Genomic DNA, 12571 nt, shown 5'->3' with positions numbered 1-12571 from the left:
GTCCGCCATGCCGGCCGCCGGGCGGCCTCAGCGGCCCGGTGCCTGCAGCGCGGCGCTCAGGTCGCCCATCGGCGGGAAGCCGTTGGCGCGCAGCGCGGTGTCGCGCATCACCACGCCCGGCAGCGGCTCCAGGCCCCAGCGGCGGGTGATGAAGCGCAGGATCGAGGCCGTGTCGTACTGCGTCTTGTCGACGAAGCCCTTCTTCGCCAGCGGCGAGATGATCAGCGCCGGGATGCGCGTGCCCGGGCCCCAGCGGTCGCCCTTGGGCACGCGCGCATGGTCGTAGAAGCCGCCGTTCTCGTCATAGGTGACGACGATCAGCATGTGCGGCCACTGCGGGCTTCGCTGCAACTGCGCGATGACCTCGGCGATGTGCGCGTCGCCATCGGCCAGGTTGGCATAGCCGGCATGCTGGTTCAGGTTGCCCTGCGGCTTGTAGAAGGTGACCGGCGGCAGCTTGCCCGCGGCCGCGTCGGCAAGGAAGCGGCTGTCGAAATCGCGCAGGTGCTCCTGCCGCGCGGCGGCATGCGTGGCGGGGTCGAAGGCCTGGTAGTAGTTGAAGGGCTGGTGGTGCGGCTGGAACCGCACCTTGCCCTTGTAGATCAGCTGGCGCTTGTCGGCGGGCAGCGCCGCTTCGTCGAGTGCAGACTGCCAGGCGCCGCTGTACCAGGCCCAGCTGACGCCCTTGGCATCGAGCCGGTCGCCGATGGTGGCCAGCGTCTGCGCCGGCAAGGTGGTGGGTCGCGCAGGGTCGCCGTAGCGCCCGTCGCCGCCGGCCGCCGGCACGTTGCCGCTGGGCTGCGCGAAGGGCTGCATCGTGTTGATCGTGTGGAACTGGCCGTCGGCATCCTTCGGGGTCAGGTCGCCATCGCGCTTGTAGCGCGGCGGGCCGGCCAGCACCGAAGCCGGCGCATTGGCCGCCGGCGTCAGGCGCAGGAAGTGGCCTTGCGCATCGACGTCGATGGCCGAGATCAGGTCCTTGGCCGGCGACTGGTCGGCATGCGGGTACACCGGGGCGCAGGCGCAGATCAGGTACTGGTGGTTCAGGTACGAGCCGCCGAACGCGCCCATGAAGAAGTTGTCGGCCAGCGTGTACTGCTTCGCCAGCGCCCACAGCTTCATGCTGCTGCCGTCGTAGTAGCCCATGCTCAGGGCGCCGGCGTCGGAGTAGGCGGCGAAGCGGTCGTTGCTGCCGTCGCCGATCTGCATCATGTTGTTGTAGTAGCGGTGCACCAGGTCGCGCGTGGTGATGTGCTGGCCCACCACGACGCCGCTGCCGTTCAGGCCCTGCGGGTCGTCGATGCGGAACATGCGGTTGGGCATGCCGGTGGTCTGCGCCTGCGTCAGCACCACCGGCTGGCCTGCCGCGGTGAGCCCGCCCCAGGCCGGCGGCAGCGTGGGCAGCACCGCGCCGTCGAAGTCCTTCTGCGGCGCGACCGTGCCGGTGGCGCTCGGGTTCACGCCGGGGATGCCGTTGGCGCCGGGGAACAGGCCGTACATCGTGTCGAAGGCGCGGTTCTCGGCGTAGATCACGACCAGGGTGTCGATGGCATTGACGGCCTTGTCGGCGGCTGCCTGGTCGGCGTCGGCGGCACCGGGGGTGGCGCAGGCGGACAGCAGGGCCAGCGTCGCAGCGGTGGCCAGCGTGGCCAGGCGCAGGGTTGGGCGGGGCAGGGTCATGGGTGTTCGGGCTGGGAGGACGGGTGAGCCGGCCAACATACCCGTCCCGTGCCTGGGGCGCAAGACGGATCATCGCGCGTTGGCTGTCATCATCGCCGGCCGATGGGTCAGCGGACGAGGTGCGGATGGCGTGGCAATGTCGATGGTCGGTGGCTGGCGTGCTGGTGCTGGTACTGGCGCTGGCCGCCTGCGTGAATCCGCCGCCCGCCTGGCAGGGCGCGGCCTACGCGCCGCGCGCCGGCGGCGCGACGCCCGATGCCGCCACGCTGGCCGCACTGGGCCGCGCGCTGTTCTTCGACCCGCAGCTCTCGGCCTCGGGCCAGGTGGCCTGCGCGAGCTGCCATGACCCGCGCTTTGCCTTCGGCCCGCCGAATGCACGGCCGGTGCAACTGGCCGGGCTGGACGGCCGTACGCCGGGGCTGCGCGCTGCACCTTCCCTGCGCTACCTGCAGACCCTGCCGCCGTTCAGCGAGCACTTCTTCGACGACGATGGCGACGACAGCCAGGATGCCGGCCCGACCGGCGGCCACGCCTGGGACGGCCGCGCCAGTTCGGCGCACGAGCAGGCGCGCCTGCCCTTGCTGTCGCCGCAGGAGATGGCCAACTCCTCGCCGGCCGCGCTGGCCCAGCGGCTGGCCGGCAGCCCGCAGGCCGAGGCCTTGCGCCGCGGCTTCGGCCCGCGGCTGTTCGATGATCCCGCAGCGGTGCTGCAGGCCGTGGCGCTGGCGCTGGAAGTCTTCCAGCAATCGCCGGCCGAGTTCCACCCGTTCAGCAGCCGCTACGACGCGGTGCTGCGCGGCCAGGCCGCGCTGACCGAGCGCGAAGCCCGCGGCCTGGCCCTGTTCAACGACCCCGCCAAGGGCAACTGCGCCAGCTGCCACCCCAGCGCGCCGCGCGCCGACGGCGGCCTGCCGGTGTTCACCGATTTCGGCCATGTCGCGCTGGGCGTGCCACGCCTGCGCACGCTGCCGGCCAATGCCGACCCGAGCTTTTTCGACCTCGGCCTGTGCGGCCCGCTGCGCCAGGACCTGCGCGAGCGCGACGCGTTCTGCGGCCGCTTCCGGACGCCCACTTTGCGCAATAGCGCCGTCAAGCAGCGCTTCTTCCACAACGGCGTCTTCGGCAGCCTGAAGGAGGTGCTGCGCTTCTACGCCCGGCGCGACACCGAGCCGGCGCTGTTCTACCCGCGCGGCGTCGAGGGCCGGGTGCGCAAGTTCGACGACCTGCCGCCGCGCTGGCACGGCAACGTCAGCACCGAGCCGCCCTTCGATCGCCGGCCCGGCGACGCGCCCGCGCTCAGCGACGACGAGATCGACGACGTGATCGCGTTCCTGCAGACGCTGACCGATGCGGACCTGCTGCCGGATCCGCGCGCCGTGCCGCCGGCGGCGTCGCGGTCTTGAGCGATCATCCGGCCCATGCCTGACCTGATACCCATGCCCACGCCGGCCGAGCTGGCTGCCGAGCTGCTGGCCGCCGCGGCCGAGCGCCGCGCGATCGCACCGCTGAGCGAGCGCTACGCGGGCTTCGACCTGGACGTCGCCTACGCTGTTGCCGCCGAGGTGCGCGCGCTGCGCATCGCGCGCGGCGAGCGGCCGGTGGGCCGCAAGATCGGCTTCACCAACCGCACCATCTGGGCCGAGTACGGCGTGTGGGCGCCGATCTGGGGCGATGTCTACGACAGCACGCTGCATGCGCTGCCGCCCGAAGGCGCGGCGGTCGACCTGGGCGCGCTGGCCGAGCCGCGCATCGAGCCCGAGATCGTGTTCGGCCTGGCCGCCCCGGTCAGCCCGGGCATGGACGAAGCGGCATTGCTGGGCGCCATCGGCTGGGTGGCGCATGGCTTCGAGATCGTGCAGTCGCTGTTCCCGGGCTGGCGCTTCGCCGCGGCCGACACGGTGGCCGCCTTCGGCCTGCATGGCGGGCTGTGGGTCGGCCCGCGCCAGGCCCTGACGGCGGACCTGCGCGGCCGCTGGCGCGAGCGCCTGGCCGGCTTCGAGATCGACATGTTCTGCGACGGCCGGCTGATGGACCATGGCCTGGCCGGCAACGTGCTGGGCAGCCCGCTGCTGGCGCTGCAGCACCTGCAGCAGTGGCTGGCGGCGCATCCGCAGCAGCCGGCGCTGGCGGCCGGCGAGGTCCTCACCACCGGCACGCTGACGCGGGCCTTCCCGGTGCAACCGGGGCAGCGCTGGCACACGGCGCTGCAGGGCATCGACCTGCCCGGCGCTGCCTTGCAGATGAAGTGAGCGGCCATGACCTTGCGAAGCTTTCCGGTCCTCAACGCGCTGGGCGTGCTGGACAATCCCAACCTGCCGCGTGGGGACAGGGCCACCGCGGCGGTCGATGACCGCGCCATCGCCGACGCGCAGGCCGCCGGCCTCTGCGCGATCAACATCACGCTGGGCGAAGTGGCCCCCGGCCAGGCGCTGTACGAGGCGGCCGTGCGCGGCATCGCCGACTGGGACGCGCTGATCGCCCGACGCGCCGATGCGCTGCGCGGCGTGCGCAGCGCGGTCGACATCGACGCCGCGCAGGCCGCCGGCCAGGTCGGCGTGATCTACGGCTTCCAGAACACCGAGATGCTGGGCGATGAGCTCGCGCGCATCGACGACTTCGCGCGGCGCGGCGTGCGCGTGGTGCAGCTCACCTACAACGGCCGCAATGCGGTGGGCGACGGCGCGACGGTGGCCGACGACCGCGGCCTCACCGACTTCGGCGCGGCGGTGCTCGAACGCCTGCAGCAGCAGCGCCTGCTGGTCGACCTGAGCCACAGCAGCGTGCGCACCTGCCTTGACGCGCTGCGCCTGGCGCGGCGCCCGCTGGCCATCACCCACACCGGCTGCCGCGCGCTGGCCGATCATCCGCGCAACAAGCGCGACGACGAGCTGCGCCTGCTGGCCGAACGCGGCGGCGTGGTCGGCCTGTACTGGATGCCCTACCTGCGCCTGCAGGGCCAGCCGATGGCGGCCGACCTGATCGCCCACCTCGAACATGCGCTGCAGGTCTGCGGCGAGGACCATGTGGGCCTGGGCACCGACGGCGGCGCCAGCACGATCGACGATCTGCCCGGCTACCGCACCCGGCTGGCTGACGAGATCGCGCAGCGCCGCCGCCTGGGCATCGGCGCCCCGGGCGAGACGGCCGACGTCAGCCTGTTCCTGCCCGACCTGTGCGGGCCGCAGCAGTTCCAGCGCCTGGCCGAGCGGCTGGCCGCGCGCGGCCATGGCGAACAGCGCATCGAGAAGATCCTGGGCGGCAACTTCAGGCGCCTGTTGCGCGACGTGTGGGGCGGGTGATGCGGCGCAGCGGCCACTTCGCCCTCGTGATGCTGGGCTGGCTGCTGGCCGGTCTGCTGGCCGGTCTGCTGGCGATGAGCGCCGCGGCCGCGGCGCCGGCCGATGCCGTCGTGCAGATCCATGGCCAGCCGGCCGGCCAGCAGCAGCTGCGCGCAGGGCCCGATGGCGAGCAGCAGGCCGAGTTCCGCTACCAGGACCGCGGCCGTGGCGAACAGCTCAGCGCGCGCTGGCGGCTTGACGCGCGGGGCTTGCCAGTGACGTATGACGTGAGCGGCCATGACTACTGGTTGGCGCCGGTGGCCGAGCGCTTCGAGCGCAGCGGTGGCCAGGCCCGCTGGCAGGACGGCGCCGCCGCCGGCGAGACCGAATGGCCGGCGGCCGGCGCCTTCTACCTGCCGGCTCATGCGCCGCCCGAGTTCAAGGCGGTGCTGGTGCGCGCGCTGCTGAAGGCGCCGGGCCAGCGGCTGCGGCTGCTGCCCGCCGGCGAGGCCTGGCTCGAACAGGCGGGGGGCGCCGGCGCGCCCGCCGGGCTGCCGCGCCTGCAGCTGCACCGCATCGGCGGCATCGAGTTCATGCCGGTGCCGGTGTGGCTGGATGCGCAGGGCCGCACCGCCGCGGTGGTGGACGACTGGTTCGAGGTCCTGCCTGCCGCGCTGCGCCCGCAGCTGGCGCGACTGCAGGCCGCGCAGCGCCGCGCCGACGAGCGCTGGCATGCCGCGCTGGCGCAGCGCCTGGCGCACCGGCCGCGCGGGCCGCTGCTGATCCGCCATGCGCGGCTGTTCGACCCGCGCGACCTGGGGGTGCGCGAAGGCCAGAGCGTGCTGGTGCAGGGCGAGCGCATCGTGCGCGTCGACGACGACGCCAGGCTCGAAGCGCCGCCCGGCGCCGAGGTGATCGACGCTGCCGACCGCTTCCTGATGCCGGGCCTGTGGGACGTGCACCAGCACTTCTCCGGTGTCGACGGCATCCTGGACCTGATTGCCGGCGTCACCAGCGCGCGCGACCTGGCCAACGACAACCAGGCGCTGATGGCGCGGGTGCGGCGTTTCGACGCGGGCACCGAGATCGGCCCGCGGGTGCTGATGGCCGGCATCATCGAAGGCACCGGGCCGCTGGCCGGGCCGACCGACGTCAAGGTGGCCACGCCGGCCGCGGCGCTGAAGGCGGTGGACTGGTATGCCGCGCACGGCTACCGGCAGGTGAAGATCTATTCGTCGCTGCCGCCGCCGCTGGTGCGCGTGGTGGCCGACCGCGCGCACGCGCTGGGCCTCAGGGTGAGCGGCCACGTGCCGGCCTTCATGCGGGCGCAGCAGTTCATCGAGGATGGCGCCGACGAGATCCAGCACCTGAACTTCATCGTGCTGAATTTCGCGCCCGAGGTCGCCGACACGCGCAGCCGCGACCGCTACACCCGGGTGGCCGAGAAGCTGCAGGCGCTGCGGCTCGATGACCCGGTGTTCACCGACTTCGTCGCGCTGCTGCGGCGGCGGCACACGGTGCTGGATCCCACCCTGTCGCTGCTGGAGGGCCTGTACGCCGGCGAGCCTGGCCTGCCCGCGCCGGGCCTGCGCGAGATCGCGGCGCGCCTGCCGCCCAACGCGCGGCGCCAGCTGGCCGGCAGCGCGGTGCTGCCACCGGTCGGGCAGGAGGACAGCTATCGCCAGGCCCTGCCGGCACTGCAGCGCCTGCTGAAGGCCTTGCACGACGCCGGCGTGCCGCTGATGCCCGGCACCGACGCACTGGCCGGCTACAGCCTGCAGCGCGAACTGGCGCTGTACGTGCAGGCCGGCATTGCCCCGGCCGAGGTGCTGCGCCTGGCCACGCTGCTGCCGGCGCAGGTGCTGGGCGTGGCCCACGAGCGTGGCGTGATCGCCCCGGGCCGTCTGGCCGACATGGTGCTGATCGACGGCGACCCGCTGGCCGACATCGACGCGATCAAGCGCGTGTACCGCACCGTCAAGGGCGGCGTGGTCTACGACCCGGCGGCGCTGGAGCAGGCGCTGGGCCTGCTGCCGCGCTGAGCGGGCCGGACGGTCCGGCGACAGGGCCGCTGCGATCCGGTGTTATTGCGGCACGAAGCCGGTGGCCTTGATGATGCGCGACCAGGTGGCGGTGTAGGCCCGCTCGCGCTGGCCCAGCACGTCCGGGCTCATGTGGCCGACGGCCAGGCCCAGTGCGGTGAGGCGCTCGCTCACCGCCGGCTTGGCCAGCACGCGGGCGGTGGCGGCCGAGAAGGCGTCAATGGTGGCGCGCGGGGTGCCGGCCGGGGCGAACAGGCCGTAGTAGGGCACGTCCTCGAAGCCGGGCAGCCCGAGCTCGGTGAAGGTGGGCACGTCCGGCATCACCGCCTGGCGCGCGCCGCCCAGCACGCCCACCACGCGCAGCTTGCCGGCACGGTGGTTCTCGATGAAGTCGGGGATGCTGGCCACGCCGGCCGGGATCTGGTTGCCCAGCATGTCGGCCATCAGCGGCGCGCTGCCGCGATAGGGCGCGGCCACCAGGTCGAGCTTGAACTTCTCGCCGATCAGCTTGACCAGGAACTCGGGCACCGAGGCCGGCGCCGGCACGCCGACGGCGCTCTTGCCGCCCTGGCTGCGCACCCAGGTCACGTAGTCGGTGAAGCTCTTGGCCGGCGTGCCGCCGGACACCGCGAAGGCATTGACGAAGGTGGCGATGCCCACCACCGGCACGAAGTCGTGCGCGGGGTCGAAGCCCGGCGCCTTCACCACCTGCGGCAGGATCGAGATGCTGTGGTCGTGGCTCAGGAACAGCGTGTTGCCGTCCGGCGCCGCGGCTTTCAAGGCCTGCGCCGCCAGCTGTCCGCCGGCGCCGGGCTTGTTCTCGACGAGCACGGTGGCGCCGTTGAGCTCGGCCTTCAGCGCGTCGGCCAGGATGCGGGCGATGGCGTCGGTGCCGCCGCCGGGCGGGAAGCCGACCAGGATGCGGATCGTGCGGTCGGCCTGCGCGCGGGCCGGACCGAAGGCGGCCAGCAGGCCGGCGGCAGCGCCGGCGCCCAGCAGCGCGCGGCGGGGAAGGTGGAAGCGTGTCATCGGTGTCGGGCAGGTGGTGGTGCGAAGCGGTCGAGCTTACCGGAGCCGCGCTGGTTCGATACTTGCTGCGTGCTGGCGGCGCGGCCGTGGTGGCCGAGGAGCAACAAGGTGGCCAAGATTCCCCCGGGCGTCGGCCCGCGTTTTCCGCAGGTGGTGGTGCTGTTCGGCGCCACCGGCGACCTGGCGCGGCGCAAGCTGCTGCCGGGGCTTTACCACCTGACGAGCACCGGCTTCATCCCCGGCTGCCGCATCATCGGCGTCTCGCTCGACGAATTCGATGCCGAGGGCTTCCGCCGCGCGGCCCGCAGTGCGCTGGACGAGTTCTCCAGCCGCAAGCTCACCGAGCCGCTGTGGGATGCCTTCGCGCAGAGCCTGGACTACGTGCCGCTGTCGGCCGGCGCAGCGGCCTTGCGCGCGGCGGTGGACGCGGCCGAGCACAGCTTCGGCACCGAATGCCGGCGCCTGCACTACCTGAGCGTGCCGCCCAGCGCGGCGCTGCCGGCGGTCCGCCTGCTCGGCGAGGCGCAGCTGGTGGAGCGCGCGCGCATCGTGATGGAAAAGCCCTTCGGCACCGACCTGGCCAGCGCGGTGAGCCTGAACGCGCGGCTGCACGAGGTGTTTGCCGAGGAGCAGATCTTCCGCATCGACCATTTCCTCGGCAAGGAGCCGGCGCAGAACATCCTGGCCTTCCGCTTTGCCAACGGGCTGTTCGAGCCGATCTGGAACCGCAACTTCATCGACCATGTGCAGATCGACGTGCCCGAGACGCTGGGCCTGGGCAAGCGCTCGGCCTTCTACGAGCAGACCGGCGCCTACCGCGACATGGTGGTGACGCACCTGTTCCAGATCCTCGGCTTCATGGCGATGGAGCCGCCCACCTCGCTGGAGCCGGCGCCGATCAGCGAGGAGAAGAACAAGGTCTTCCGCAGCATGCTGCCGATCCAGCCCACCGACGTGGTGCGCGGCCAGTACGCCGGCTATCGCGGCGAGGAGGGCGTCGACCCCGCGTCGGAGACCGAGACCTTCATCGCGCTGAAGTGCTACATCGACAACTGGCGCTGGGCCGGCGTTCCCTTCTTCCTGCGCACCGGCAAGAAGATGGCCGAGGGCCAGCGCATCATCTCGATCGCCTTCCGCGAGCCGCCCAAGAGCATGTTCCCGCCCGGCTCGGGCGTCGGCGCGCAGGGGCCGGACCACCTCACCTTCGACCTGGCCGATGCCTCGCGCATGTCGCTCAGCTTCTACGGCAAGCGTCCCGGCCCCGGCATGCGGCTGGACAAGCTGAGCCTGCAGTTCGCGATGCGCGACACCGGCCTGGCCGGCGAGGTGCTCGAAGCCTACGAGCGGCTGATCCTCGACGCGATGCGCGGCGACCGCACGCTGTTCACCACCGCCGAAGGCATCGAGCGGCTGTGGCAGGTGTCGCAGTTGCTGCTCGAATCGCCGCCGCCGGTGCGGCTCTACCCCGAAGGCTCGTGGGGGCCGAAGTCCATCCACCAGCTGATCGCGCCGCACGCCTGGCGGCTGCCGTTCGAGCGCGCGTGGCGCGACCCGAACCGCAGCGGCAGCTGAGCGCGGCGCTCAGGGCGCCGTCGACGCGTCGTCCGGCGTGGGCCTGCGCCCGCGCGATGCGGCCAGCAGCCCCAGGCCGAGCAACGCCAGCCCGACGCTCGTGGGCTCGGGCACGCCATTGGCGGGCGTCACGATGTCGAAGCTGCCGCTGCCGCTGGCCAGCGGGCCGCCGGTCACGCTGTTCAGCGTGTAGGTGCCGGTGAAGCTGACGTGGCCGGGGCCGAAGGCCGCGGCCGCATCGGCGATCGCGGCGGCCTGGGCCGCGTCGTCGCACACCGCCGGCGCCGGCGGGCAATAGGCCGCGAAGCTGTTGCCGCTGCCGCGACCGGCCAGTGCGTCGACCAGCTGGGTATCCGCGCCGCTGGTGACGTACTGGTCGTCGCCGCCGCCCAGCTTGCCATCGGCACCGAACAGGATGCCGACGTAGCCGTCACTGTAGGTGTAGCCATTCGGGAAGCCGAAGCCCAGCAGGTTGCCGGGGTCGGAGCTCACGGCATTGAAGCTCAGCTGGCTGATCGAGAACTGCGTGCCTTGGCCGTCGATGAACAGCGCGAAGGTCATGCGGTTGCCCAATTCCGCGGCATACGCGGCGCCGAAGGTCGCGCCGGGATTGGTGACGCCGTGCCAGGAATTGAAGCCGGTGACGATGACCTCCGACGCAGTGACCGAGGTGGTCTGCGGCGTGAAGGCCTGCGGCCCGCTGCCGGTGGCCACGCCACCGCCGTTGTTGCCGGCGATCATGCCGTTGACCGCATGGGTCTGCGCGCCGGCGAAGGAAGGTGACCCGAAGGCATTGGGGGCCAGCCACGGTGTCACCGTGATCACCGGCACCGCGGCGGCCGGCAGGCTGAAGAGGGCGCCGCACACGGCAGCCGCGACCAGACGAAGTTTCAGCATGGTCCACTCCCGGGGATGTCCGGTCACCGGGCGGGTTGGCGCCCGGCGATCGCGAGTGCGCAAGCTATCACCATGGCAGCGCGCGCGCCAAGGGCTCGCCGGGCTGTGGCACCCCGTGCTTGCGGGGGGTGTTTTCCCTTGCGCCGCCATCGGACGTGAGCGCCGGGCCTGTCGGCAAGGGCGCGCCGCTAACGCGACATGAGCGCGTCCCTGGCCGCCCCGTGCTGCCGGCGGTAGGCCCCGGGCGCCAGGCCGGTCAGGCGCTTGAAGGCCTTGTTGAATGCCGCTTCCGATTCGTAGCCGACCTGGCCGGCCACCGTGGCCATCGGCTGCTCGGTGCGGCGCAGCAGGTGGCTGGCGCGGAACATGCGCCAGCGCGTCAGGTAGTCCAGCGGCGATTGGCCGATCTTGTCCTTGAAGCGCAGCGCGAAGGCCGAGCGCGACATGCCGGCCGCCACGGCCAGCGATTCGACGGTCCAGCCCGCGGCCAGGTCCTGGTGCAGCCGACGCAGCGCCGCGCCCAAGCGCCGATCGGCCAGCGCGGCGAACCAGCCGGTGCCGGTCTCGGCATCGACCGATTCGACATGCGCCCGCACCGCCTGCATGAACAGGATGTCGGCCAGCCGGCTCACCACCAGGCCCGAGCCCAGGCCGCGCTGCGTGGTCTCCATCGCCAGCACCTGCAGCGTGGACTGCAGCAGCTGGGCGCGCTCATGGTCCATGCGGATGTGGATCAGCGGCGGCAGCAGCGCCAGCAGCGGGCCGGCGCCCTCGGGGTCGAAGTGGAACCAGCCGCTGACGATGCTGGTCTGCGCGCCGCCTTCGTCGGCCCCCACGCGCACCACGCCGCCGACGTTGCCGGCGATCACGTCCACGCAGTTCACGGTGGGCGAGCGCGGCGCGTCGCGCAGCGTGTAGGGCCGGCCATGCGGAATCACGAAGCAATCGCCGGCCGCCAGGGCCACCGGCGGCGGCGCATCGGGCTCGTCGTCCAGCGTCAGCCAGCAACCGCCGCGCAGCATCAGCCCGAAGCGGGCGGTGCCGTCGACGCGCCGGGTCTTCAGGCCCCAGGGGGCGGTGGCCTCGAGCCGGGCATAGAGCGCATCTTCCACGCGCATGGCCTGGAACACGTCATCGAGTGGGTCCACGAGCGTTCTGAACATTGGACGAAAGGACAAGAACTCTAGCGTGGCAGGCATTGAACGTCCAGATCCTGCGACCTAGGATCTATCGCATCCCATCCAACAGGACTCCACGATGTTCACCGACGCACAAGCCCTGGCCGACCGCTATGTCGCGGCCTGGAACGAGACCGACGACCCGGCGCGCCGCCGCGCGATCGCCGAACTGTGGGCCCTCGATGGCGAGCACTACGTCAATGCACGCGCAGTACGCGGCCATGCGCAGCTGGAGGAGCGCGTTGCCGGCTCGCACCACAAGAACGTGCGCGATGCCGGCCACCGCTTCCGTGCCGTGCAGGACGCGCGGGCGCTGCGCGACATCGTCACCTTCCACTGGCAGATGTTCGCGCCGGCCAGCAGCGAGGTGCTGGCCACCGGGCTCGAGGTGCTGCGGCTCAATGCCGACGGCCTGATTGCGGTCGACTACCAATTCATTGTCGGCTGACCTGTGCGCGTTGCGCCGCGTCCAGCGGTCGCAACCCCAGCAGACACCGCGGATCCGGCTCCGCCTGCCCCCTTGAGGGGGAGGCGCCGGAGGCGCCTCGGGGGTGGGCTAGACCTGCGCGATGCCGCCGTCCACCGCGTACTCCGCGCCGGTGACGAACGAGGCCTCGTCGGACAGCAGGAAGGCCGCCACCGCCGCCACCTCGGACGGCTGGCCGAAGCGCGCCAGCGGCACCGCGGCAAGCACGCCGGCGCCGAACTCGGCCACGGCCTGCGCCGGCAGGCCGCTGCGGTCGAAGAACGCCGTTTCGATCGGCCCCGGGCTGACCGCATTGACGCGGATGCGCCGCGGCGCCAGCTCGCGCGCCAGCACCCGCGTCATCGTGCGCAGCGCGCCCTTGGTGCCGGAGTAGATCGCCATCGTCGCGAAGCCCTTCTCGTGCGCCAC

11 protein-coding genes are annotated in these 12571 nt (G+C 72.3%); 6 read left to right on the top strand and 5 right to left on the bottom strand.

Going from position 1 to position 12571, the window contains the following annotated elements; all coding sequences use genetic code 11:
* Nucleotides 1-27 precede the first annotated feature (27 nt).
* Nucleotides 28-1674: an acid phosphatase gene (gene acpA / locus ACILR4_RS11360; RefSeq protein ID WP_395701032.1), complete on the bottom strand. Its 1647-nt coding sequence runs from the start codon at nucleotides 1672-1674 to the stop codon at nucleotides 28-30.
* Between the two features lie 131 nt (nucleotides 1675-1805).
* On the opposite strand from acpA, the gene ACILR4_RS11355 reads away from it, so the two are divergent.
* From ACILR4_RS11355 to ACILR4_RS11340, 4 genes are read left to right on the top strand one after another with little or no spacing between them, the layout of a single operon-like run.
* A complete protein-coding gene (locus tag ACILR4_RS11355) occupies nucleotides 1806-3083 on the top strand; it encodes a cytochrome-c peroxidase (protein ID WP_395700963.1) in 1278 nt (425 codons plus the stop codon).
* Nucleotides 3084-3098: 15 nt separating this feature from the next.
* Complete coding sequence (locus ACILR4_RS11350; RefSeq protein ID WP_395700962.1) at nucleotides 3099-3929, top strand: 2-keto-4-pentenoate hydratase; 831 nt, start codon at nucleotides 3099-3101, stop codon at nucleotides 3927-3929.
* Between the two features lie 6 nt (nucleotides 3930-3935).
* Nucleotides 3936-4979 (top strand): dipeptidase, encoded by a 1044-nt coding sequence (locus tag ACILR4_RS11345; protein ID WP_395700961.1) that lies wholly within the window; start codon nucleotides 3936-3938, stop codon nucleotides 4977-4979.
* On the top strand, nucleotides 4979-7000 hold the full coding sequence (locus tag ACILR4_RS11340; RefSeq protein WP_395700960.1) for an amidohydrolase family protein: 2022 nt from the start codon (nucleotides 4979-4981) through the stop codon (nucleotides 6998-7000). The genes ACILR4_RS11345 and ACILR4_RS11340 overlap by 1 nt, the downstream gene beginning before the upstream one ends.
* Before the next feature lie 42 nt (nucleotides 7001-7042).
* On the opposite strand, the gene ACILR4_RS11335 is transcribed toward ACILR4_RS11340, so the two are convergent.
* Nucleotides 7043-8029 (bottom strand): Bug family tripartite tricarboxylate transporter substrate binding protein, encoded by a 987-nt coding sequence (locus ACILR4_RS11335; protein WP_395700959.1) that lies wholly within the window; start codon nucleotides 8027-8029, stop codon nucleotides 7043-7045.
* Nucleotides 8030-8137: 108 nt separating this feature from the next.
* On the opposite strand from ACILR4_RS11335, the gene zwf reads away from it, so the two are divergent.
* Nucleotides 8138-9601, top strand: a complete 1464-nt coding sequence (gene zwf, locus ACILR4_RS11330; protein WP_395700958.1) for a glucose-6-phosphate dehydrogenase — start codon at nucleotides 8138-8140, stop codon at nucleotides 9599-9601.
* Between the two features lie 9 nt (nucleotides 9602-9610).
* Here the strand turns inward: zwf and ACILR4_RS11325 are convergent, their stop codons facing one another.
* Together ACILR4_RS11325 and ACILR4_RS11320 are read right to left on the bottom strand one after the other, a co-directional pair.
* Complete coding sequence (locus tag ACILR4_RS11325; RefSeq protein WP_395700957.1) at nucleotides 9611-10498, bottom strand: PEP-CTERM sorting domain-containing protein; 888 nt, start codon at nucleotides 10496-10498, stop codon at nucleotides 9611-9613.
* Between the two features lie 188 nt (nucleotides 10499-10686).
* The gene (locus tag ACILR4_RS11320; RefSeq protein ID WP_395700956.1) at nucleotides 10687-11646 is read right to left on the bottom strand and encodes a cupin domain-containing protein; all 960 of its coding nucleotides are present in this window, start codon (nucleotides 11644-11646) and stop codon (nucleotides 10687-10689) included.
* A gap of 109 nt (nucleotides 11647-11755) precedes the next feature.
* Here ACILR4_RS11320 and ACILR4_RS11315 point away from each other — a divergent pair, with 109 nt between their 5' ends.
* Nucleotides 11756-12124 carry a nuclear transport factor 2 family protein gene (locus ACILR4_RS11315; protein ID WP_395700955.1) on the top strand — a complete coding sequence of 123 codons (369 nt, stop codon included), beginning with the start codon at nucleotides 11756-11758 and terminating at the stop codon, nucleotides 12122-12124.
* A gap of 108 nt (nucleotides 12125-12232) precedes the next feature.
* Here ACILR4_RS11315 and ACILR4_RS11310 read toward each other — a convergent pair.
* Nucleotides 12233-12571: SDR family NAD(P)-dependent oxidoreductase (locus ACILR4_RS11310; RefSeq protein ID WP_395700954.1), on the bottom strand; the 339-nt coding region annotated here is incomplete at its 5' end.

The organism is Aquabacterium sp. (assembly GCF_044226965.1).
Classification (GTDB): domain Bacteria; phylum Pseudomonadota; class Gammaproteobacteria; order Burkholderiales; family Burkholderiaceae_C; genus Pseudaquabacterium.
The sequence above is the reverse complement of the archived record's forward strand: the minus strand, read 5'-3'. Positions and strand labels throughout refer to the sequence as shown.

Bases quoted from the DNA above. Each gene is read 5' to 3' on its own strand.
- ACILR4_RS11355 (WP_395700963.1), top strand. From the start codon at position 1,806: ATGGCGTGGCAATGTCGATGGTCGGTGGCTGGCGTGCTGGTGCTGGTA.
- ACILR4_RS11350 (WP_395700962.1), top strand. From the start codon at position 3,099: ATGCCTGACCTGATACCCATGCCCACGCCGGCCGAGCTGGCTGCCGAG.
- ACILR4_RS11345 (WP_395700961.1), top strand. From the start codon at position 3,936: ATGACCTTGCGAAGCTTTCCGGTCCTCAACGCGCTGGGCGTGCTGGAC.
- ACILR4_RS11340 (WP_395700960.1), top strand. From the start codon at position 4,979: ATGCGGCGCAGCGGCCACTTCGCCCTCGTGATGCTGGGCTGGCTGCTG.
- ACILR4_RS11335 (WP_395700959.1), bottom strand. From the start codon at position 8,029: ATGACACGCTTCCACCTTCCCCGCCGCGCGCTGCTGGGCGCCGGCGCT.
- ACILR4_RS11325 (WP_395700957.1), bottom strand. From the start codon at position 10,498: ATGCTGAAACTTCGTCTGGTCGCGGCTGCCGTGTGCGGCGCCCTCTTC.
- ACILR4_RS11315 (WP_395700955.1), top strand. From the start codon at position 11,756: ATGTTCACCGACGCACAAGCCCTGGCCGACCGCTATGTCGCGGCCTGG.